Genomic DNA, 19,019 nt, shown 5'->3' with positions numbered 1-19,019 from the left:
CGCCGAATCGGACATATCTCAACGGTTTAAGCCGAGAGATTCAAGCATGTTCACAGGATTGCGGAAAGGTCGCGGACTTCACGCCACCGGGCTTGCCGGCTTCAGTTTCGCCTTGCGCGCCGTATGCGCCTTGAGGATACGGCTCTTTAGCACGTTGGAGGCCTTGAACGTCATCACCCGGCGCGGAGAGATCGGCACTTCCTCGCCGGTCTTCGGATTGCGGCCGATGCGCTCGTTCTTGGAGCGCACCTGGAAGGTTGCGAAGGAGGAAAGCTTGACCACCTCGCCCCGGACGATCGCATTGCATATTTCGTCAATGACCGTCTCAACGAGCTCGGCCGATTCCGTCCGCGAAAGTCCGACCTTGCGGAAAACCGATTCCGCCAGATCCGCGCGTGTTACTGTCTTGCCGGCCATGATCCCCGCCCAATTTTCGAAATTGATCTTATCAAAGCCGATAGAGAGTATTTTGCTTGAGCGCGAGGGTCAAGCACCTGTGCTCAATCGCTTATTTACGTTTCGGCCGATCGTTGCCGCCCTACCAGCGGACCAGCAATGCGCCCCACGTAAAACCGCCGCCCATGGCTTCGAGCATCACCAGATCGCCCTTCTTGATGCGCCCGTCGGAGGCGGCAACCGAAAGTGCCAAAGGAATCGATGCAGCCGAGGTATTACCATGCAGATCGACCGTCACGACGACCTTTTCCAAAGGAATGCCGAGTTTCTTCGCCGACCCGTCGATGATGCGGCGATTGGCCTGGTGCGGCACCAGCCAGTCGAGATCGTCCGCCGTCGTGCCGGTCGCCGCGAACGCGCTGTCGATGACGTCGGTGATCATGCCGACCGCATGTTTGAAGACCTCGCGGCCCTCCATGCGCAGGTGCCCGACCGTGCCCGTGCTAGACGGGCCGCCATCGACGTAGAGCTTGTCCTTGTGGGAACCGTCGGAACGCAGGTGCGCGGTCAGCACGCCGCGATCGGCGATCGTCCCCTCGCCTTCCGCCGCTTCGAGCACCAGCGCGCCTGCGCCGTCGCCGAAAAGCACGCAGGTGGTGCGGTCCTTCCAGTCGAGGATGCGGGAAAAGGTCTCGGCGCCGATCACGAGGACACGCTTCGCCATGCCGCCGCGAATGTGCAGGTCGGCGGTCGCCATCGCATAAACGAAGCCGGTGCAGACCGCCTGCAAGTCGAAGGCGTAGCCATGGGTCATGCCCAGCCGGTTCTGGATATTGACGGCGGTCGCGGGAAAGGTGTTGTCGGGCGTCGAGGTCGCGACCAGCACGAGATCGATGTCATCCGGCGTCAGCCCGGCGTTTTCGAGGGCCGCACGCGCCGCCTGCTCGCCGAGAGACGCGGTCGTCTCGCCCTCGCCGGCGAGATAACGCTGACGGATGCCCGTGCGCTGCACGATCCATTCGTCGGAGGTCTCGACGATGTCTTCCAACTCGCGATTGGTCACTACCCGCTTCGGGAGCGCTGCCCCGTAACCGCGAACCACTGAACGGATCATTCTTAACTCACATCCTGTCGTCATGCCGCTTCGGGGCCAGCCGGCGGCTGGCGACGCGCATGGTAAATTGCGAGATCCTGCCGGATCTTCGCGTTGAGATCGTTGCGTGCCATGTCATAACCGACATCGATCGCGGCAGCAAAACCGTCGGCATTGGCACTGCCATGGCTCTTGATGACGATGCCGTTCAAGCCCAGGAACACGCCGCCATTGACCTTGTTCGGGTCCATCTTCTCGCGCAGCCTGTCGAAGGCGGGCTTGGCGAGAAGATAACCGATCCTGGCCAGCAGCGTGCGCGACATCGATTCGCGCAGGAGCGTGGCGATCTGCCGGGCCGTGCCCTCCGCCGCCTTCAGCGCGATATTGCCGGTAAAGCCCTCGGTCACCACCACATCGACGGTGCCCTTGCCGATGTCGTCGCCCTCGACGAAACCGTGATAGGCGATCGTCGGCAGGTTAGCCTCGCGGATCAGCCGCCCGGCCTCCTTGACCTCTTCCTGGCCCTTCACCTCTTCGACGCCGACGTTCAGAAGCCCGACGGTCGGCCTATCTACTTCGAAAAGTGAGCGTGCCATAGCACCGCCCATGATCGCAAAATCGAGGAGCTGCTGGGCGTCGGCACCGATCGTCGCGCCGATATCAAGCACGATGCTTTCGCCCTTGAGGGTCGGCCAGATGCCGGCGATCGCCGGGCGTTCGATGTTGGCCATGGTGCGCAGACAGAACTTCGCCATCGCCATCAGGGCGCCGGTATTGCCGGCGGAAACCACGACCTCGGCCTCGCCGAGCTTTACCGCCTCGATCGAACGCCACATGGTGGAGATATAACGGCCGCGGCGAAGCGCTGCACTCGGCTTCTCCTCCATGCTGACAGCAAGTTCGCATTCGTAGAAGACGGACTTGTCCCGCAGCTTCGGATATTTCGCGAGAACCGGCTCGCACTCAGCCTTCAGGCCATAGATGAGGAAGGTCACATCCGGGTGGCGTTCCAGTGCCTTGGCAGCACCGGCAATGACGACCTCGGGACCAAAATCGCCGCCCATGGCATCGATAGAAATTCTGATCACTCGTCCCTGATCCTTATCTTCGCCGAACGCATACCCTGTGGGGGGACCATGCGCCAGTCCTAACGTCTCCAACGGCCCTTCGCTCCTCATGCGGGGCCGTGCCGGCGAATTCGTGGCCAAAATATAGTTTTTGCTGTCGCTTACAACCCGTCCTCAATCCTTTTTCCAGTCCTTGAGGACGGCAAAGGGATTGGGGCGCCCGGACTTTTCATCCGCATCGGTTTCCAGGTGATCGGCAAACTCTGCGCCCGGTTCGCGCGGATAGGCATCGATCGCAAGTGCCGCGAACTCGGCCACCACTTCGCCGACATCGATCGTGTCGCCGATAAACATTTCGGGAAGATCGGGGCCATCGGGATCGATCACCATCTCCGCGGTATCGCTGGTGACGATCCGAGCGAGCTTCGATCCTTCAGGCACGAAGATCTGCTCAAACTCTTCGTCTATCTTCGATGCGACGGGTTCGAGCGTGACGACGGAGGACTGGACGATATCAGCCTTCACGCGCCCCTTGAGACGCACGCCGTCCTTCTTCCACCGGGCGATCTGCAGTTCCGCTTTCAGCGACCCGACCGAAACGACCTGCCACAGCTTTGCCAGGCCCTCGAGTTCGCGCGCATCGGCTTCGAGCTTCACCGTCACCGCATTCGCGGAAATATTCCCGACCTTGACGGGATAGGAAAAGGGAGGCTTTTCGCCTGCGCCACTATCGTTCTTCATCAAACCTCACTCTTCTCGCGGCAGCGGACCCGGCAGGGGCAGAACCGCGTGGCCGCGCGAAATCTCATCTTCGGGAATGCCGGCGAGCGCCGTCTCCGCAACAATCATCCAGTCCGCCAGCCCTCGCATCCCAGGCCCATCCTCCGTCTTCGGATAGATATTCCGGCTAAGGGCTGCGGCAAGCGCCTCGCCGTCCTTGTCTTCGAGCGCGGCCGCATAGGTCTCCACCCGACCATAGAACATGCCGGCCAGCTTTTTCATGCGCTTCGGCACGCTCTGATCGCCAATGCCGAGTTCGCGGATCGAATGGTCGATATCCTGAAAAAACGCGTCAACGATCTCCTGAGCCAGTTCCTGACCACTCGAATCGGACTTTGCGGTGCGCCTGAAAAACAGGATCATGACGATCGAAAGCATCTCGAAACGGCCCATGACCGTGTCCGGTACGTCAAGATCGCTATAGAAGAACGGAACGCGCGCCAACGACGTCAAGGTCGAATATTGGCGGTCAACTATCGCCTGGTTCTGGTTTTTCTTCTTGAAAAGGCCGAAGATCATCTGAATTCCCGTTATTTGCCTCCAGGAACGCCCTGGCCTGCCACCGGCCATGTTGCATGGAAACGAAAGCTGGTTTACCGAAGCATGCACGAATTGCAATGCCGTTCCGCCGGATCAGCGAACGGGGTGGGATCTTCGCGGCCTTAACAACAGGTCGGGATCGATCTTATGTCCCTGAATAGCCACAATGGTAGGGTCAGCAGGGGCAGGTTGAGTTTGGGGGATGCCGTTGAACAAGCGGGTTTTCGGATACGAGATGACATTCTTGAGTAAAACCGCGATGGCAATGGTCGTCGCATCCATCGCTGTCTCGGGTTGCACGTCCATGCAGATCGGCGACACCATGTATAACGGCTACGTGGTCGACCAGAAGTCGCTGGAGCTTATTCCGGTCGGGTCGAGCCGCGAGCAGGTGCTGCTGACGATGGGCACACCCTCGACGACGGCAACCTTCGATACCGAGGTGTTCTATTACATCTCGCAGAAACGCACGCGCGCTGCGGCTTTCATGAAGCCGAAGATCGTCGATCAGACGGTGCTCGCCATCTATTTCGACAAGGACGGCGTCGTCGCACGCCGCGCCAACTATGCGATGCAGGATGGCAAGGTGTTCGACACGATCTCGCGCACGACGCCGACCGGCGGCCGCGACCTCACCTTCCTGCAGCAGCTGCTTTCAGGCGGTTCCGGTGCCGGTGGGGCAGCAGCCCGCAGCATCCTGTCGAACTTCGGCAGGTAAGCACCTCGAACGAAAAAAAAGCCCGCGGGGATCGCTCCCCGCGGGCTTTTTAATTTCACGTTTGGCCGGATATCAGCCGGCAAGAACCGCAAGCAGCAGAAGCGCCACGATATTGGTGATCTTGATCGCCGGGTTGACGGCAGGGCCTGCCGTATCCTTGTAGGGATCGCCGACGGTATCGCCGGTGACCGATGCCTTGTGGGCTTCGGAACCCTTCATGTGGCGGGTGCCGTCCTTGTCGACGAAGCCGTCCTCGAAGCTCTTCTTGGCATTGTCCCAGGCGCCGCCGCCCGAGGTCATGGAGATCGCCACGAACAGGCCGTTGACGATGACGCCGAGCAGCGATGCGCCGAGTGCTGCGAAGGCAGAAGCCTTGTCGCCGCCGGAGATCAGCAGGACGCCGAAATAGACGACGATGGGGGCGAGAACCGGCAGAAGCGACGGAATGATCATCTCGCGGATCGCAGCCCGGGTCAGGATGTCGACGGCGCGGCCATAGTCAGGCTTTTCGGTTCCCGCCATGATGCCCGGCTTTTCGCGGAACTGCTTGCGCACTTCCTCGACGATCGAGCCCGCAGCGCGGCCGACGGCGGTCATCGCGATGCCGCCGAACAGGTAAGGGATGAGGCCGCCGAAGATCAGGCCGGCGACGACGTAAGGGTTGGAGAGGTCGAAATCGATTTCGCCGACGCCGTTGAAATACGGATACTGGGCACTGTTTGCCACGAAATATTTGAGATCGTTGGAATAGGCGGCGAACAGAACCAGCGCGCCGAGGCCGGCAGAACCGATCGCATAACCCTTGGTGACTGCCTTGGTGGTGTTGCCGACCGCGTCGAGCGCATCGGTCGACTTGCGCACTTCCGGCGGCAGGTGGGCCATTTCGGCGATGCCGCCGGCATTGTCGGTGACGGGACCGAAGGCATCGAGTGCCACGATCATGCCGGCCAGGCCGAGCATGGTGGTGACGGCGATGCCGGTGCCGAACAGGCCGGCGAACTGGTAGGTGGCGATGATGCCGCCGACGATGACGATCGCCGGAAGGGCGGTCGATTCGAGCGAGACCGCGAGGCCCTGGATGACGTTGGTGCCGTGGCCGGTCACCGAGGCCTGGGCGATCGAGTTCACGGGGCGCTTGTTGGTGCCGGTGTAGTATTCGGTGATGACGACGATCAGCGCCGTCACCACGAGGCCGAGAAGGCCACAGATGAACAGGTTCGTGCCGGTGATCGGCTTGCCGGCAACTGTGCCGATCGTGCCCCAGCCGATGGTCAGGGAGGTGGCGATGGCGAGACCGACGATCGACAGCAGGCCGGTGACGATCAGGCCCTTGTAGAGGGCGCCCATGATCGAGCCGTTGGAGCCGAGCTTGACGAAGAAGGTGCCGATGATCGAGGTGATGATGCAGGCGCCGCAGATCGCCAGCGGATAAACCATGACGGTCGCGAGGATCGGCGCGCCGGCGAAGAAGATCGCCGCAAGCACCATGGTGGCGACGACGGAGACCGCATAGGTTTCGAAAAGGTCGGCTGCCATGCCGGCGCAATCGCCGACATTGTCGCCGACGTTGTCGGCGATCGTCGCGGGGTTGCGCGGATCGTCTTCCGGAATGCCGGCCTCCACCTTGCCGACGAGGTCGCCGCCGACGTCCGCACCCTTGGTGAAGATGCCGCCGCCGAGACGGGCGAAGATCGAGATCAGCGAAGCGCCGAAGCCGAGCGAGACGAGCGCGTCGATGACTTCACGCGAGCCGCTCGGATGGCCGAGACCGGCCGTCAGAATCCAGTAGTAAATCGAGACGCCGAGGAGAGCGAGGCCTGCCACCAGCATGCCGGTGATGGCGCCGGATTTGAAAGCGATGTCGAGACCGGCCGCAAGGCTTTGGGAAGAAGCCTGGGCGGTGCGCACGTTGGCGCGGACCGAGACGTGCATGCCGATGAACCCGGCGGCACCCGAAAGTACGGCACCGATGACGAAGCCGACCGCAGCGGTGCCGGACAGCAGCACCCAGGCCAGGATGGTTACGACGACGCCGACGATCGCAATGGTCATGTATTGGCGCGCCAGGTAGGCCTGTGCGCCTTCACGGATATATCCGGCGATCTCCTGCATGCGGATGCTGCCCTGATCGGCAGCCAGCACGGAACGCGTCGCCCAGACGGCATAAATGATCGATAGCAACCCGCACACGATCACACCCATAATTACAGTCATTCGCTTTTCCTCTCCCTTAGCGCCGGGTGGTCCATACCCTCCGGCCGTGCACCCCTGCGACGGCGCACATCCACGAGATGAGCAAAGACCGCCGCAATACTCCATAGTGCGCATTCCCGCGCAGACGACCGCTCCCCTCCCAAGGAATCCGGGATCGCCTACGCGGACGGGAGATTGCGGTGGAGATGAATTGGCGTCAAGCCCCGAAGGGACAAGACTCTAAGCGGATTTCACGGAAGAGCGCTTGAACATCAGCGCCAGCACCAGACCGAGGCAGACGATCGTCACCGGCCAGATGATCAGGTTCATGAAGGACCAACCGTAGGCAGTGAACACCTTGCCCGAGGAGAAGGAGGACAGCGCCACCGTGGTGAACAGGATGATGTCGTGAAAACCCTGCACCTTGTCGGCCTCATGCGGGCGATAGCTGGAGGCGACGATGGCAGTCGAGCCGATGAAGGCGAAGTTCCAGCCGATGCCGAGCAGCACCAGCGCGCCCCAGAAGTTCCACAGCTCGATGCCCATATGGGCGATCACGGCGCAGCCCATCAGGATCAGGAGCCCGGCGGCGACGATCTTCTCGACGCCGAAGCGTGAAATCAGCATCCCGGTGAAAAAGCTCGGCGCGAACATGGCGAGCACGTGCCACTGGATGCCGAGTGTGGCCATTTCCGACGGAAAACCGCAGCCGATCACCATGGCAAGCGGCGCGCCGGTCATCATGAAGGTCATCAGCGCATAGGAGGAGATGCCGCAGATCATGCCGGTCAGGAACCGCTGGGTGACGACGATCTCACCCAGCGAACGCGCCGGGGCCGAAGCCGCGTGACTGCCGCTCATCTGCGGCAGTTTCAGCGGCGCCAGCATCAGGAGGGCGATCAGATAAAGCGGAATGACGGCCACGAAGGCGCCGGCGAACAGCACGGGCGACAATAGGTCCTTGGTCCAGATCGCAAGCTGCGGCCCGAGCACCGCCGAAACTATGCCGGCCGCGAGGATCCAGGAGATCGCCTTCGGCTTGTAGAACGAGGGGGACGCATCGGCGGCGGCGAAACGGATCTTCTGGCTGAAACCATTGCAGAGGCCGATCAACAGCAGGCCGACCGCAAAAAGCCAGAAGTTTGAATGGAAAAGCGCGATCGCGGCAACGGCGGCTCCCACCGCTCCGAGGACCGAGCCGAGCATGAAGCTCGCCTTGCGGCCGAGGAACCGGGAGGCGATGGCAACCGCGACGGCGCCGGCCGCCATGCCGATATTGAAGCCGGTCAGCGGAGCGGTCGCGAGCGACTTGTCATCGCCCAGCAGCTGGTAGCCGACGAGGCCGCCGAGCGCGAAAACCAGGGGCGGCGCCGAACCAAGGACGGCCTGGGCGCCGGCAAGCAGAGCGACACTGCGCCGGGCGGTGCTCATCTGTATCTGAAGACCGTCTACCGCGCCGTCCATGCCGCCCCACCCTGTCTTGCCGTTTAGTTTTTATTTCTTGGCTTCGCCGCGTACCTGCTTGGCAATGCGATCGAGGACAGCGTTGACGATGCGCGGCTCTTCCTCTCCGAAGAAGGCGTGAGCGATCTCGACATATTCGGTGACGATGACGGCTACCGGCACGTCCTTGCGCTCGAGGATTTCGAACGTACCGGCGCGCAGGATGGCCCGCAGCGTCGAATCGAGACGCGACAGCGGCCAATCTTCCTGCAGCGAGGCGCGGATCAGCGGGTCGATCTTCACCTGGTCGCGCACGACGCCGGCAACGATCGAGCGGAACCATGAGGCGTCAGCCTTCAGATAGGTGTCGCCGTCGAGTTCCTGTCCGAGGCGATGGGCCTCATATTCGGCTACGACTTCCAGCACGCCGGTCCCGCCGACATCCATCTGGTAGAGCGCCTGCACGGCCGCCAGGCGGGCAGCGCCGCGCTGGTTTGCCGGCTTCACCGGGTGTTCGCCTTCCTTGGCCATCAATCAACCACCGTTCAGCTTGTCACGCAGCGCGATCATGGTCAGCGCCGCACGGGCGGCAAAACCACCCTTGTCCTTGTCCGAACGGCGGGCGCGTGCCCATGCCTGTTCGTCGTTCTCGCAGGTGAGGATGCCGTTGCCGATCGCAAGCGATTCCGACACGGCGAGGTCCATCAGGGCACGGGAGGATTCGTTCGAGACGATGTCGAAATGATAGGTCTCGCCACGGATGACCATACCGAGCGCGACGAAGCCGTCGTAATCAGTGCCGCCCTCTTCCGACGCATCGAGCGCCATGGCGATCGCCGGCGGAACTTCGAGCGCACCGGGAACGGTGACCACGTCATAGGTCGCGCCGGCCTCTTTCAGCGCATGGGTCGCGCCTTCAAGCAGGGCATCGGACATATCGTCGTAGAAACGCGCCTCGACGACGAGGAGGTGTGGAGCGGTTTCGCGTGACATGATTCACCTTTGTTCAAATCGGCCCAGCATGAGATCGATATCGCCTCAAGGCGGGCCGATAGTCATATGGGTCTCGAGCAGGTGGCGGTCAAAACACGCTCTGAGGGGAATGGCAAGCAATTTTCGCTGAACGCAGCGATGCGAATCGGGAATAGCTGAGCGAGCGACGATAAGATCAGTGCCAACACCGGACCATGGAGCCCGCCATGACCACCATTCCAACCCTCGAAACCGAACGGCTGATCCTGCGCCCTCACCGGCTGGAGGAGTTCGAGACCTATGCGGAATTCTGGGCCGACCCGGACGTGGTCCGCTACATATCCGGTATCCCCTCGTCCCGGGAAACCAGTTGGAGCCGCATGCTGCGCGTCAACGGCATGTGGCAGCTCATGGGTTTCGGCTTCCTGGCGATTGAGGAAAAGGAAACGGGACGCTTTCTCGGGGAAGCCGGTTTCCAGGACATGCGCCGGGAATTTCAACCCTCCATCGAGGGGACGCTCGAGACGGGCTGGGCACTCATCCCGTCCGTCCACGGCCGCGGTTATGCAACCGAAGCGGTGGGCGCAATGATCGCCTGGGGCGACGCCCATTTCCCCGACCTCCGGATGACCTGCATCATCAGCCCCGAAAATGCCGCCTCGCTCAGGGTCGCATCCAAACTCGGCTTCCGCGAGTTCGCCCGTGCCAATTATCATGGCCCGATCGTGGTGCTGGCGCGCGAAAACTGATCGCGCGACAAGCCGTCAGCTTTTCGCCGGAAATTCCGCGAGCCTTGCGGCGTAACGCGCCATCGTGTCGACTTCGAAATTGACGAAATCGCCCGCCTTTCTATCGCCCCAGGTGGTGACGGCGAGCGTGTGGCGGATCAGCAGCACGTCGAAATCGGTGCCCTCGACGGCGTTGACCGTCAGCGACGTGCCGTCCAGCGCGACGGAGCCCTTCGGAGCCACAAATCGGGCAAGCGCCTCGGGTGCGCGAAGGCGGATGCGGACCGCCTCGCCCTCATGTTCGATGCCTAGAATTTCCGCCTTGCCGTCCACATGGCCGGAGACAATATGGCCGCCGAGTTCGTCGCCGATCTTCAGTGCCCGTTCCAGATTGACGCGCGTGCCCTCGGTCCAGGCGGCGATCGTCGTCAGCCGCAGCGCCTCTTCCCAGGCCTCGACCTCGAACCAGCGCTCGTTGCTGCCTTCGTCCGGCAGGTTTGTCACCGTCAGGCAGACGCCGCCATGGGAAATCGAGGCGCCCATGTCGATGGTTTTCGGGTCGTAATTGGTGGCGATCCTGAGCTTGACGCCTTCGTCCATCGGCGTCGTTGCCGCGACCGTACCGACATCGGTGACAATTCCGGTGAACATCAGAAACCTCTTTCGTATTCGAAACAGCGGTCCGGCCCGAAGCTTTCCTCGCGGACGAACTTGAACCCTGCCGGCATATCGGATGGCGTCAGCGGCGATTCAAGCCCGCCTCCGCCGACGATGCCGGTACCCTGGAAGAGAAGGACGCGGTCGACGAGATTTGCGTCGAGGAAGGCCTTCGCGACGGTCGCGCCGCCTTCGACCAGCAACGAGGACATGCCGCGAACCGCCAGGATCGCCAGGAGGATGTCGAGTTCGGTGCCGTCCATGATCTCAACGCCGGCGGCTTGGAGAGCGGCGGCCTTCAGGGCCAGATCACCTTTGGCGGTGGAGCGCGGAGCGGCACCGCCAGTCTCCAAGGAAGAAGGCGCAGCCACGACGATCACCGGCACGTCCCGCGCACTCTTCACCAGCTTGGAATCCAGCGGCAGTTCAACCCGCCTGTCCAGCACGATGCGGATCGGAGAGCGTTTCTCCAGCCCCGAAATGCGCACTGTCAGCTCGGGATCATCCGACAGCACCGTGCCAATGCCGACCAGGATCGCGTCGGCTTCGGCCCGCAGCCGGTGCACTTGCGCCCGCGCCTCGGGTCCGGTGATCGACACTTCCTCGCCGCGGCGGCCGAGCATGCCGTCGGCGGAAACGGCAAGCTTCAGAGTCACATGCGGGCGGCCCTTCGTCTGGCGGGTGAGGTAGGCGGCGAGCGCCCGGCGCCCCTCTTCCTCCATCAGGCCCGTCTCTACGACAATGCCGGCCTCGCGCAGGATCGCAATCCCCCGCCCCGAGACGCGCGGATCGGGATCGGTCAATGAGATGACGACGCGGGCGACGCCTGCCTCGACGAGCGCGTTGGCGCAAGGCGGCGTGCGGCCGTAATGCGAGCAGGGTTCGAGCGTGACATAGACGGTCGCCCCCCTCGCTTTTTCGCCGGCAATATCGAGCGCCTGGGTTTCCGCATGCGGCCGACCGCCCGGTGCGGTAACGGCGGAGCCGACGACCTCGCCGTCCTTGACGACCACGCAGCCGACCGAAGGATTGGTGCCCGTCTGACCGGTATGAAGGCGCGACAGACGCAGCGCCGACGCCATGAACCACCGATCTTCGGCAGCGCTCGTCATGGCTACGGCTCTATGCCGGGATCGCGGGCGATCTTGGCGTTGATCTCCTGGATCACCTTTTCGAAATCCTCCGCATGGGAGAAATCGCGATAGACGGAGGCGTAACGCACGAAGGCGACGTCATCGAGGCTCTTCAAGGCCTCGAGCACCTGCAGGCCGATCTCTTCCGACGAAATCTCGTTCTCGCCGGAGCTTTCGAGCCGGCGAACGATACCGGAAACCGCCCGCTCGATGCGGTCATTGTCGACCGGCCGCTTGCGTAGCGCGATCTGGAACGACCGCACCAGCTTGTTGCGGTCGAACGGCACTTTGCGGCCGGTCTTTTTGGTGACCATCAGTTCGCGAAGCTGCACGCGCTCGAAAGTCGTGAAGCGGCCGCCGCAATCCGGGCAGATACGCCGCCGGCGGATGGAGGTGTAATCCTCCGCCGGACGACTATCCTTGACCTGCGTGTCTTCCGAACCGCAATAGGGGCAGCGCATCGGCTCTCCTTGGATGGGCAAGAGGGACCGCGAATGCGGTCCCCGTTGGTACCGGTTGGGATCACATATACGGGTACATGGGGAAGCGGCCGGTGAGCGCCACGACCTTGTCGCGCACGGCGGCTTCGACGCTCGCATTGCCCTCGTCGGAATTGGCGATCTTCAGGCCGTCGAGAACCTCGATGATGAGATTGCCGATCTCCTTGAATTCCGCTTCCTTGAAGCCGCGCGTCGTGCCGGCCGGGGTACCGAGACGGATACCGGAGGTAACGAAGGGCTTTTCCGGGTCGAAGGGAATGCCGTTCTTGTTGGTGGTGATGTAGCCGCGACCGAGGGCCGCCTCGGCACGCTTGCCGGTAGCGTTCTTCTTGCGCAGGTCGACCAGCATCAGGTGGTTGTCGGTGCCGCCGGAGACGATATCGAGGCCGCCAGCCATCAGCGTTTCGGACAGCGCCTTGGCGTTCTTGACGATCTGGGCTGCGTAGTCCTTGAAGTCCGGCTGCAGCGCCTCACCGAAGGCGACCGCCTTGGCGGCGATGATGTGCATCAGCGGGCCGCCCTGGAGGCCCGGGAAGACAGCCGAATTGAACTTCTTGGCCAGTTCCTCGTCATTGGTGAGGATGACGCCGCCGCGGGGACCGCGCAGCGACTTGTGGGTGGTGGTGGTGGCGACGTGGCAATGCGGGAACGGCGACGGATGCTGGCCGCCGGCAACCAGACCGGCGATATGGGCCATGTCGACCATCAGATAGGCGCCGACCGAATCGGCGATCTCGCGGAAACGCTTCCAGTCCCAGATGCGGGAATAGGCGGTGCCGCCGGCGATGATCAGCTTCGGCTTGGTTTCCTCGGCCTTGCGCTGCACCTCGTCCATGTCGAGCAGGTTGTCGCCTTCGCGCACGCCGTAGGAGACGACGTTGAACCATTTGCCCGACATGTTGACCGGCGAACCGTGGGTGAGATGCCCCCCCGAATTCAGGTCGAGGCCCATGAACGTATCGCCCGGCTGCAGCAGCGCCAGGAACACGGCCTGGTTCATTTGGCTACCGGAATTCGGCTGAACGTTGACGAAATTGACGCCGAACAGCTTCTTGGCGCGCTCGATGGCGAGTTCCTCGGCGATATCGACGAACTGGCAGCCGCCGTAATAACGCTTGCCCGGATAACCTTCCGCATACTTGTTGGTCATGATCGAACCCTGCGCCTCAAGCACAGCGCGGGAAACGATGTTCTCCGAAGCGATCAGCTCGATTTCGTGGCGCTGGCGACCCAGTTCCTTCTCGATCGCGCCAAAGATTTCCGGATCGGATTCTGCAAGCGGGCGGGAGAAGAAGACGTCGGTGTTCGACATGTGCGAGGCTCCTCAAAGGGGTGGGCATTGCAATGTCGCGTCTTAGCCTTACGCCTTGCGCAGAGCAATACGGGGAACGACATTTGCTCGCCGGAAGACGCGGAGATGCTCCCGGAAAACAAAAAAGCCGCACCCTTGGCGGATGCGGCCTCCCGTAGACGAAAAAAAGAAGCAGATCTTATTGCGGCAGCAGATCGTCGTCGGCAGCGCCGGCCGGCTTTTCGATGCCGGTGGTCGTCTGCAGTGCCAGTTCCTGGTTGCCGTCACGCTCGTAGATGTCGTCGCGGAACTGCACGACGCGGTCCTTCGCCGACCAGGCGGTGATGTAGACGATATAGACCGGAACTTCGGTTGTGAGCTTGATCGGGGTGTTCTGGCGCGTCGAGATGACCCGCTCGATCTCCTGGCGCGACCAGCCGGTGGTGTCGCGCAGCAGCCAGCTGATGAGGTCGCGGACGTTCTGAACGCGCATGCAGCCCGAGGATTCGAAACGCATCAGCTTGTTGAACAGGCCCTGCTGGGGCGTGTCGTGCATGTATTCGTTGTTCGGATTGTGGAAGTTGATCTTCGTCGAGGCCATGGCGTTGATCTTGCCGGGATCCTGCCGGAACATCAGGTTCGGCGCCTTCGGCGCAAACCAGTCGACCGTTTCCGGAGCCACTTCGTTACCCTTGCCGTCGATCAGGCGGATGTTGTTGCGGGTGAGATAGGTCGGATCCTTGCGCATCAGCGGCACGATGTCCTTCTCGACGATCGAGCGCGGTGCAGTCCAGTAAGGGTTGAGGATGACCTCGTAGATCTTCGAGTTGATGGCGTGCGTCGGACGATCGATGCGCCCGACGACGGCATTGGTGCGCAGCGCCACGCGGTCGTTTTCCACAGCCTCGATATAGGCGGCCGGAATGTTGACCATCACGTAGCGCGGGCCGAGATCACCGGACATGGACTGCAGGCGCACCAGATTGGTGCCCAGCTGGCGCATGCGCACGTCGGCCGATATGTTCATCGCCTTGACGGTAAATTCGCCCATCACGCCGTCGGCAGGCAGGCCGTGGCGGGCCTGAAAACGTTTCACCGCACCGTCGACATAGCTGTCGAACGAGGAAGACATGCCCGCCTCGCGCGGCAGGTCGCCTGAAATCATCAGGCGCTGGCGCAACTGCTGCACGGACGGATCGACGACGCCGAGGCGCAGGCGCTGCTGGCCGGGATTGACCTCGGGCCAGCCGCCGTTCGCAACGATCTGCTGATAGTCAATGATCGCCTGCTGGATGTTCGCTGGTCCGCCGGCGCCGAGCACCGGATTGTTGGAGACGACATTGACGGCGGTTCTGGATGCGGCCTTGGCGTCGAACTGGTCGTCCCAGGTGCCGCGGCGAGGCGCATTGATCAGATCGTCCATCGCCGTCTGGGCGAATGCGGGCGCTGCAAGTGCGGCTGCACCAGCAGAGAAGGCCGTGCGAAGCAGGGCACGGCGGGAAAGAGCTTCAGATCCGATCTTCTTCGACATCAATAATACCCATCTGGTCCCGAGCAGCATCAAGGACGCCTACAGGGATATGGTTAAGAACGCGCAAAAAGTTAGCGCAGCCGCACGGGGGCTTCGTCGTCATCGCAATGTCGTGAAAGCGCGAATTCCCGCCGGCCCGTTGCATCCAGGCGGTCCCATAGCAATATGGCCAATTCGTGTCAGGTACTTGCGCGTCACAAAGCCGTGTTGGCACGTGATTTTTTCGGGCGGCAAATGCGCCACACCCCGCGAAAGCAAGCGATCCCGGAACGGCCTGCGGGATCGTCGATCCGGGACCTGCTTCTTTTACGGAACCGGCCCGGCATTCTGGACAGCAAGCCCTCGTTTGGAAACGTAAAAGCCGTAAGCCTGGGACAAGCGGATTGGCTAAAAGTCGACCGTCAAAGTGAGGAATACGAGAATTGAACTGGTACCCGATCGAAGCCCTTGAGCCTGGAAAGCTGGTCGTCCTGCATTTTCGCGATGAGACCGCCCCGCAATGCGTCGGCTATGTCGAACAGGACGGCGTCTGCGGCTGGCCGGAAAAGGTGACGGGCCGCAGACCTGACGGCTGGCTCGACCTCTCCTCGATGTTTGCGGGCATGACGACCGAGATTCGCCGGGCAGCAGCAGCGACAATGTAGGCGAGCATTCCGGCGCAAACGGACATATCGGAACGTATTTCCGATGCCCATAGCCGAATTCGTCTATCAACCCGGCTCCCATACTGGTAGGCACCCCAAACATCACCCATTGGAGAGCTACCGTGACCCTGGACGAAAAATACCAAATTATTGTCAATGCTTTCCAGAACAACAAGTTTGGCGTCTCGCCGACCTCCACCCGCGGCGCCGTACAGAACTACTGTAAAAAGCACGGTCTCCAGGGCGAAGACTATACGGAGACCCTCGCCTCAGCGATGACCGCCGGCTTGATTGCCCAGATGGCGGACTCGGCCCTCACCATCAGAAATGCGGGCCGCGCCCTGCTGGCCCAGCGATAGGTCGGATCCGCCAGAGCGGCTACGCAGCCTGCGCGCAAACAAGCGTAACGGCGCGTCTTCCGACACCCCGTTACGCTTTTGCGTAGCACCGCATGACTGGAGGTAATGGAGTGTTTCGCAAGCCCCCGGTGGATTAAAGGCGGTAAAGGATCTGGTCGTTCCAGAAGCGGTCGAGGCGCTGGAGCAGCTTGTTCATCTGCGAGAACTCTCCCTCGCCGATGCCGCCGACCTTTTCGATCGAGCCGATATGGCGCTCGTAGAGCTTGCCGACGGCCTCGGCGATCTCCTGGCCTTCCGGCGTCAGGCTGATGCGGACCGAGCGACGGTCGATGCGCGAGCGCTGGTGGTTGATGAAGCCGAGGTCGACCAGCTTCTTGACGTTGTAGGAGACGTTCGAGCCGAGATAGTAACCGCGGGAGCGCAGTTCGCCGGCCGTCAGTTCCGAATTGCCGATGTTGAACAGCAGGAGAGCCTGGACGGCGTTGACGTCGTCGCGACCCTGGCGATCGAACTCGTCCTTGATCACATCGAGAAGGCGGCGGTGAAGGCGCTCGACCAGATGCAGCGACTCCATGTACAGGGCGCGAATGGTATCTTCATGCGGATCTGCTACTGCCGGTGCCGCCTGCGGCTTCAGTTTCGTGTTCATCATGACTGCCTCATCCTGTTTTGTTTGGCGGTGTTTGTTTCTTCCCGCCTTGAGACAGACACTATCCAATACGCATAAAATTCGACTTAAAACATAGGCTTAACAAGCGCTTAACGCGTTTCTTCGAATTCCGGCCGGCCCTCGCCGGCCCAGGATGCGGCCATTCAGATTTAAGATAAATCAATCACTTAGCAGCGAATTCCCAGTCAAATTCGGCCGTCAAAGCTTTAATTTCAAGGTGAATCAATCCTTACCCGCTCCGCCTTGCGGCGCGCTTCGACCCATAAAGAGAGCCGAAATACGACGTAAAGCGCGGCGACGAGGCCGTGCATGAGGGGAACGAGACGGTTGTGTCCGAAGATCTCCGGCCAGACGATATACATCGACACCTGCGAGATCGCGGCGATTGCCCAGAGCACGGGTCCCCAGGACACGGTGAGCCAGAGGCCGAGCGAAGCGACCGGAAAAAGCACGGCAAGGGAAGACGCCGCCACCTTCCAGGGAAGGGTCAACAGATCGAAGCGGGCCATGCCCTTCAGCGAATAGCCGACCAGCATCGCCCAATATTGCAGGCCGAACCAGAAACAGGCGACCGCGACCAGCCTGAGGAAGACGACGTAGAGAATTTCGGTCAGCGTGCGCTTCGGCACTGTGAGTGAATCGGGTTCCATGGGACTACACTAGCCGCCGCGGTCGCCGACCGCCAGTACCAGCCTCTCGCCTGCACGATCGTTCAAGAGCGCCGCGCCTTGTCCTGATAGGGTTTGCCGCCAATCAAAGGAGAAGACATGACCGAGCGGAACTTTTCACATAGGCCGATAAACCTCGCCGAGAAGCTGGCACGGATACCCGACCTCTGGCAGCAGCGCGTCGTCGCCGAAATGAACGACTACCAGTTCAAGCTCGTCCGCATCGAAGGCGATTTCATATGGCACGATCACCCCGAGACGGATGAAACCTTCATGGTTATCGAAGGCCATTTGCGGATCGACTTCCGCGACGGCAGCGTTGACATCGGGCCGGGCGAAATGTTCGTCGTGCCGAAGGGCGTGCAGCACAAGCCATTCGCCGAAAAGGAAGTGAAGATGATGGTGATCGAGCCGCGTGGCGTTCTCAACACCGGCAACGAGGGCGGCGAACGTACGGCTCAAAACGATCTCTGGATCTAGCCAAGTCTCGACTGCGGCGATCGTTCCCATTCGCAAACGGCGTGCTGCATGATAATGACGCGCGCACGGGAAGAGAAGTTGGAGACTTTGCCATGGACAAGACGCATCTGGTCGACGAGATCACCGGCCACCGCCGCATGCGGCGCAACCGCAAGGCCGACTGGACGCGCAGGCTGGTGCAGGAGAACCGTCTGACGGTGGACGACCTGATCTGGCCGATCTTCATCGTTCCCGGCACCGGCATCGTCGATCCGATCGCCGCCATGCCCGGCGTCAACCGCATGAGCATCGACAAGGCGGTCGAGGCGGTCAGGGAAGCGGCCGATCTCGGCATTCCGGCGATCGCCACCTTCCCCGATATCGAGATGGCGTTGCGCGACGAGACCGGCTCCAACAGCCTGGTCGCCAACAACCTGATCAACCAGGCGACCGCCGCTTTCAAGAAAGCCGTGCCGAATGTCGGCATCATCACCGACGTGGCGCTCGATCCGTTCACCAGCCACGGCCATGACGGGATCCTCCGGGACGGCGTGATCGTCAACGACGAGACGGTCGACCAGATCGTGCGTGCCGCCGTCATGCAGGCGGATGCCGGCGCCGACATCATCGCGCCGTCGGAAATGATGGACGGCCGCATCGGCGCCATCCGCCGCGGGCTGGACGCCGCGGGCCATCAGGATGTCGGCATCATGTCCTATGCGACGAAATTCTCGTCCGGTTTCTACGGTCCCTATCGCGAGGCGATCAATACCAGCGGCCTCCTGAAGGGCGACAAGAACAGCTATTACATCTCGCCGGCCAACGGCACCGAAGCGGTGCGGGACGCGGCTCTCGACGTCGAGGAAGGTGCCGACATGCTGATGGTCAAACCCGGCATCGCCTATCTCGACATCTGCTGGCGCATCAAGGAAGCGTTCGGTCTGCCCGTCTTCGCCTACCAGGTCTCCGGCGAGTACACGCAGATCAAGGCCGCCGCGATGAACGGTTGGATCGACGGCGAACGGGTCATGATGGAGACGCTGCTCTGCTTCAAACGTGCCGGCTGCGACGGCATTCTTTCCTATTTCGCGATGGACGTGGCGAAGAAACTGGCGAAGAACGGGTGACCTTGTTGCCGAGGCGGTTTCATCCCATATCAATGTTCGAGAAACAGGAG

22 protein-coding genes are annotated in these 19,019 nt (G+C 61.8%); 6 read left to right on the top strand and 16 right to left on the bottom strand.

Going from position 1 to position 19,019, the window contains the following annotated elements:
* Window positions 1–78: 78 nt before the first annotated feature.
* The 5 genes from ACSQ3G_RS05070 to ACSQ3G_RS05050 all read right to left on the bottom strand — a co-directional run bounded on the left by ACSQ3G_RS05070 (window position 79) and on the right by ACSQ3G_RS05050 (window position 3,855).
* Window positions 79–417, bottom strand: a complete 339-nt coding sequence (locus ACSQ3G_RS05070) for an integration host factor subunit alpha (RefSeq protein ID WP_007770264.1) — start codon at window positions 415–417, stop codon at window positions 79–81.
* A gap of 121 nt (window positions 418–538) precedes the next feature.
* The gene (locus ACSQ3G_RS05065) at window positions 539–1,510 is read right to left on the bottom strand and encodes a beta-ketoacyl-ACP synthase III (protein WP_037080647.1); all 972 of its coding nucleotides are present in this window, start codon (window positions 1,508–1,510) and stop codon (window positions 539–541) included.
* Between the two features lie 20 nt (window positions 1,511–1,530).
* Entirely contained in the window at window positions 1,531–2,577 is a 1,047-nt protein-coding gene (plsX, locus tag ACSQ3G_RS05060; RefSeq protein WP_436109274.1) for a phosphate acyltransferase PlsX, read from the bottom strand.
* A gap of 153 nt (window positions 2,578–2,730) precedes the next feature.
* Window positions 2,731–3,297 carry a YceD family protein gene (locus ACSQ3G_RS05055; RefSeq protein WP_105402975.1) on the bottom strand — a complete coding sequence of 189 codons (567 nt, stop codon included), beginning with the start codon at window positions 3,295–3,297 and terminating at the stop codon, window positions 2,731–2,733.
* Between the two features lie 6 nt (window positions 3,298–3,303).
* Complete coding sequence (locus ACSQ3G_RS05050) at window positions 3,304–3,855, bottom strand: ubiquinol-cytochrome C chaperone family protein (protein WP_436109273.1); 552 nt, start codon at window positions 3,853–3,855, stop codon at window positions 3,304–3,306.
* Between the two features lie 223 nt (window positions 3,856–4,078).
* On the opposite strand from ACSQ3G_RS05050, the gene ACSQ3G_RS05045 reads away from it, so the two are divergent.
* Window positions 4,079–4,594: an outer membrane protein assembly factor BamE gene (locus ACSQ3G_RS05045; RefSeq protein WP_105426660.1), complete on the top strand. Its 516-nt coding sequence runs from the start codon at window positions 4,079–4,081 to the stop codon at window positions 4,592–4,594.
* Between the two features lie 72 nt (window positions 4,595–4,666).
* On the opposite strand, the gene ACSQ3G_RS05040 is transcribed toward ACSQ3G_RS05045, so the two are convergent.
* From ACSQ3G_RS05040 to ribH, 4 genes are all read right to left on the bottom strand, one after another.
* The gene (locus ACSQ3G_RS05040; protein ID WP_436109272.1) at window positions 4,667–6,808 is read right to left on the bottom strand and encodes a sodium-translocating pyrophosphatase; all 2,142 of its coding nucleotides are present in this window, start codon (window positions 6,806–6,808) and stop codon (window positions 4,667–4,669) included.
* 219 nt (window positions 6,809–7,027) lie between these two features.
* Complete coding sequence (locus ACSQ3G_RS05035) at window positions 7,028–8,251, bottom strand: MFS transporter (RefSeq protein WP_436109271.1); 1,224 nt, start codon at window positions 8,249–8,251, stop codon at window positions 7,028–7,030.
* A 30-nt stretch (window positions 8,252–8,281) separates the two neighbouring features.
* Window positions 8,282–8,761, bottom strand: a complete 480-nt coding sequence (gene nusB / locus ACSQ3G_RS05030; protein ID WP_038549009.1) for a transcription antitermination factor NusB — start codon at window positions 8,759–8,761, stop codon at window positions 8,282–8,284.
* A 3-nt stretch (window positions 8,762–8,764) separates the two neighbouring features.
* A complete protein-coding gene (ribH, locus tag ACSQ3G_RS05025; RefSeq protein WP_046636529.1) occupies window positions 8,765–9,223 on the bottom strand; it encodes a 6,7-dimethyl-8-ribityllumazine synthase in 459 nt (152 codons plus the stop codon).
* A gap of 206 nt (window positions 9,224–9,429) precedes the next feature.
* Between ribH and ACSQ3G_RS05020 the strand changes: the two genes are divergently transcribed.
* Window positions 9,430–9,951, top strand: a complete 522-nt coding sequence (locus tag ACSQ3G_RS05020; RefSeq protein WP_436109270.1) for a GNAT family N-acetyltransferase — start codon at window positions 9,430–9,432, stop codon at window positions 9,949–9,951.
* Window positions 9,952–9,966: 15 nt separating this feature from the next.
* On the opposite strand, the gene ACSQ3G_RS05015 is transcribed toward ACSQ3G_RS05020, so the two are convergent.
* The 5 genes from ACSQ3G_RS05015 to ACSQ3G_RS04995 form a co-directional block, all read right to left on the bottom strand.
* Window positions 9,967–10,581, bottom strand: coding sequence for a riboflavin synthase (locus ACSQ3G_RS05015; protein ID WP_436109269.1), 615 nt, complete (start codon window positions 10,579–10,581; stop codon window positions 9,967–9,969).
* Window positions 10,581–11,699: a bifunctional diaminohydroxyphosphoribosylaminopyrimidine deaminase/5-amino-6-(5-phosphoribosylamino)uracil reductase RibD gene (gene ribD, locus ACSQ3G_RS05010; protein WP_436109268.1), complete on the bottom strand. Its 1,119-nt coding sequence runs from the start codon at window positions 11,697–11,699 to the stop codon at window positions 10,581–10,583. The genes ACSQ3G_RS05015 and ribD overlap by 1 nt, the downstream gene beginning before the upstream one ends.
* 2 nt (window positions 11,700–11,701) lie before the next feature.
* Window positions 11,702–12,181, bottom strand: a complete 480-nt coding sequence (gene nrdR, locus ACSQ3G_RS05005) for a transcriptional regulator NrdR (protein WP_007771094.1) — start codon at window positions 12,179–12,181, stop codon at window positions 11,702–11,704.
* 61 nt (window positions 12,182–12,242) lie between these two features.
* Complete coding sequence (gene glyA, locus ACSQ3G_RS05000) at window positions 12,243–13,532, bottom strand: serine hydroxymethyltransferase (RefSeq protein WP_105426664.1); 1,290 nt, start codon at window positions 13,530–13,532, stop codon at window positions 12,243–12,245.
* 178 nt (window positions 13,533–13,710) lie between these two features.
* Window positions 13,711–15,042, bottom strand: a complete 1,332-nt coding sequence (locus ACSQ3G_RS04995; RefSeq protein WP_105402968.1) for a L,D-transpeptidase family protein — start codon at window positions 15,040–15,042, stop codon at window positions 13,711–13,713.
* A gap of 422 nt (window positions 15,043–15,464) precedes the next feature.
* Here ACSQ3G_RS04995 and ACSQ3G_RS04990 point away from each other — a divergent pair, with 422 nt between their 5' ends.
* A complete protein-coding gene (locus tag ACSQ3G_RS04990) occupies window positions 15,465–15,686 on the top strand; it encodes a hypothetical protein (RefSeq protein ID WP_105402967.1) in 222 nt (73 codons plus the stop codon).
* Between the two features lie 122 nt (window positions 15,687–15,808).
* On the top strand, window positions 15,809–16,045 hold the full coding sequence (locus ACSQ3G_RS04985) for a hypothetical protein (RefSeq protein WP_038541845.1): 237 nt from the start codon (window positions 15,809–15,811) through the stop codon (window positions 16,043–16,045).
* A 133-nt stretch (window positions 16,046–16,178) separates the two neighbouring features.
* On the opposite strand, the gene ldtR is transcribed toward ACSQ3G_RS04985, so the two are convergent.
* Both ldtR and ACSQ3G_RS04975 read right to left on the bottom strand, forming a co-directional pair.
* The gene (gene ldtR / locus ACSQ3G_RS04980) at window positions 16,179–16,694 is read right to left on the bottom strand and encodes a transcriptional regulator LdtR (RefSeq protein ID WP_037081118.1); all 516 of its coding nucleotides are present in this window, start codon (window positions 16,692–16,694) and stop codon (window positions 16,179–16,181) included.
* A 233-nt stretch (window positions 16,695–16,927) separates the two neighbouring features.
* Window positions 16,928–17,365, bottom strand: coding sequence for a DUF6163 family protein (locus ACSQ3G_RS04975; RefSeq protein ID WP_046636524.1), 438 nt, complete (start codon window positions 17,363–17,365; stop codon window positions 16,928–16,930).
* Between the two features lie 117 nt (window positions 17,366–17,482).
* Here ACSQ3G_RS04975 and ACSQ3G_RS04970 point away from each other — a divergent pair, with 117 nt between their 5' ends.
* Window positions 17,483–17,863: a cupin domain-containing protein gene (locus ACSQ3G_RS04970; protein ID WP_436109267.1), complete on the top strand. Its 381-nt coding sequence runs from the start codon at window positions 17,483–17,485 to the stop codon at window positions 17,861–17,863.
* Window positions 17,864–17,955: 92 nt separating this feature from the next.
* A complete protein-coding gene (gene hemB / locus ACSQ3G_RS04965; protein ID WP_436109266.1) occupies window positions 17,956–18,969 on the top strand; it encodes a porphobilinogen synthase in 1,014 nt (337 codons plus the stop codon).
* Window positions 18,970–19,019: the final 50 nt, after the last annotated feature.

The organism is Neorhizobium tomejilense (assembly GCF_964254135.1).
Classification (GTDB): domain Bacteria; phylum Pseudomonadota; class Alphaproteobacteria; order Rhizobiales; family Rhizobiaceae; genus Neorhizobium; species Neorhizobium tomejilense.
This window is presented reverse-complemented; position numbering and strand designations above follow the sequence as displayed.

What these genes read in the sequence shown, in the direction of transcription:
- ACSQ3G_RS05070 (WP_007770264.1), bottom strand. Translation starts at nt 417, where the DNA reads ATGGCCGGCAAGACAGTAACACGCGCGGATCTGGCGGAATCGGTTTTC.
- ACSQ3G_RS05065 (WP_037080647.1), bottom strand. Translation starts at nt 1,510, where the DNA reads ATGATCCGTTCAGTGGTTCGCGGTTACGGGGCAGCGCTCCCGAAGCGG.
- ACSQ3G_RS05055 (WP_105402975.1), bottom strand. Translation starts at nt 3,297, where the DNA reads ATGAAGAACGATAGTGGCGCAGGCGAAAAGCCTCCCTTTTCCTATCCC.
- ACSQ3G_RS05050 (WP_436109273.1), bottom strand. Translation starts at nt 3,855, where the DNA reads ATGATCTTCGGCCTTTTCAAGAAGAAAAACCAGAACCAGGCGATAGTT.
- ACSQ3G_RS05045 (WP_105426660.1), top strand. Translation starts at nt 4,079, where the DNA reads ATGCCGTTGAACAAGCGGGTTTTCGGATACGAGATGACATTCTTGAGT.
- ACSQ3G_RS05040 (WP_436109272.1), bottom strand. Translation starts at nt 6,808, where the DNA reads ATGACTGTAATTATGGGTGTGATCGTGTGCGGGTTGCTATCGATCATT.
- ACSQ3G_RS05035 (WP_436109271.1), bottom strand. Translation starts at nt 8,251, where the DNA reads ATGGACGGCGCGGTAGACGGTCTTCAGATACAGATGAGCACCGCCCGG.
- nusB (WP_038549009.1), bottom strand. Translation starts at nt 8,761, where the DNA reads ATGGCCAAGGAAGGCGAACACCCGGTGAAGCCGGCAAACCAGCGCGGC.
- ribH (WP_046636529.1), bottom strand. Translation starts at nt 9,223, where the DNA reads ATGTCACGCGAAACCGCTCCACACCTCCTCGTCGTCGAGGCGCGTTTC.
- ACSQ3G_RS05020 (WP_436109270.1), top strand. Translation starts at nt 9,430, where the DNA reads ATGACCACCATTCCAACCCTCGAAACCGAACGGCTGATCCTGCGCCCT.
- ACSQ3G_RS05015 (WP_436109269.1), bottom strand. Translation starts at nt 10,581, where the DNA reads ATGTTCACCGGAATTGTCACCGATGTCGGTACGGTCGCGGCAACGACG.
- ribD (WP_436109268.1), bottom strand. Translation starts at nt 11,699, where the DNA reads ATGACGAGCGCTGCCGAAGATCGGTGGTTCATGGCGTCGGCGCTGCGT.
- nrdR (WP_007771094.1), bottom strand. Translation starts at nt 12,181, where the DNA reads ATGCGCTGCCCCTATTGCGGTTCGGAAGACACGCAGGTCAAGGATAGT.
- glyA (WP_105426664.1), bottom strand. Translation starts at nt 13,532, where the DNA reads ATGTCGAACACCGACGTCTTCTTCTCCCGCCCGCTTGCAGAATCCGAT.
- ACSQ3G_RS04995 (WP_105402968.1), bottom strand. Translation starts at nt 15,042, where the DNA reads ATGTCGAAGAAGATCGGATCTGAAGCTCTTTCCCGCCGTGCCCTGCTT.
- ldtR (WP_037081118.1), bottom strand. Translation starts at nt 16,694, where the DNA reads ATGAACACGAAACTGAAGCCGCAGGCGGCACCGGCAGTAGCAGATCCG.
- ACSQ3G_RS04975 (WP_046636524.1), bottom strand. Translation starts at nt 17,365, where the DNA reads ATGGAACCCGATTCACTCACAGTGCCGAAGCGCACGCTGACCGAAATT.
- ACSQ3G_RS04970 (WP_436109267.1), top strand. Translation starts at nt 17,483, where the DNA reads ATGACCGAGCGGAACTTTTCACATAGGCCGATAAACCTCGCCGAGAAG.
- hemB (WP_436109266.1), top strand. Translation starts at nt 17,956, where the DNA reads ATGGACAAGACGCATCTGGTCGACGAGATCACCGGCCACCGCCGCATG.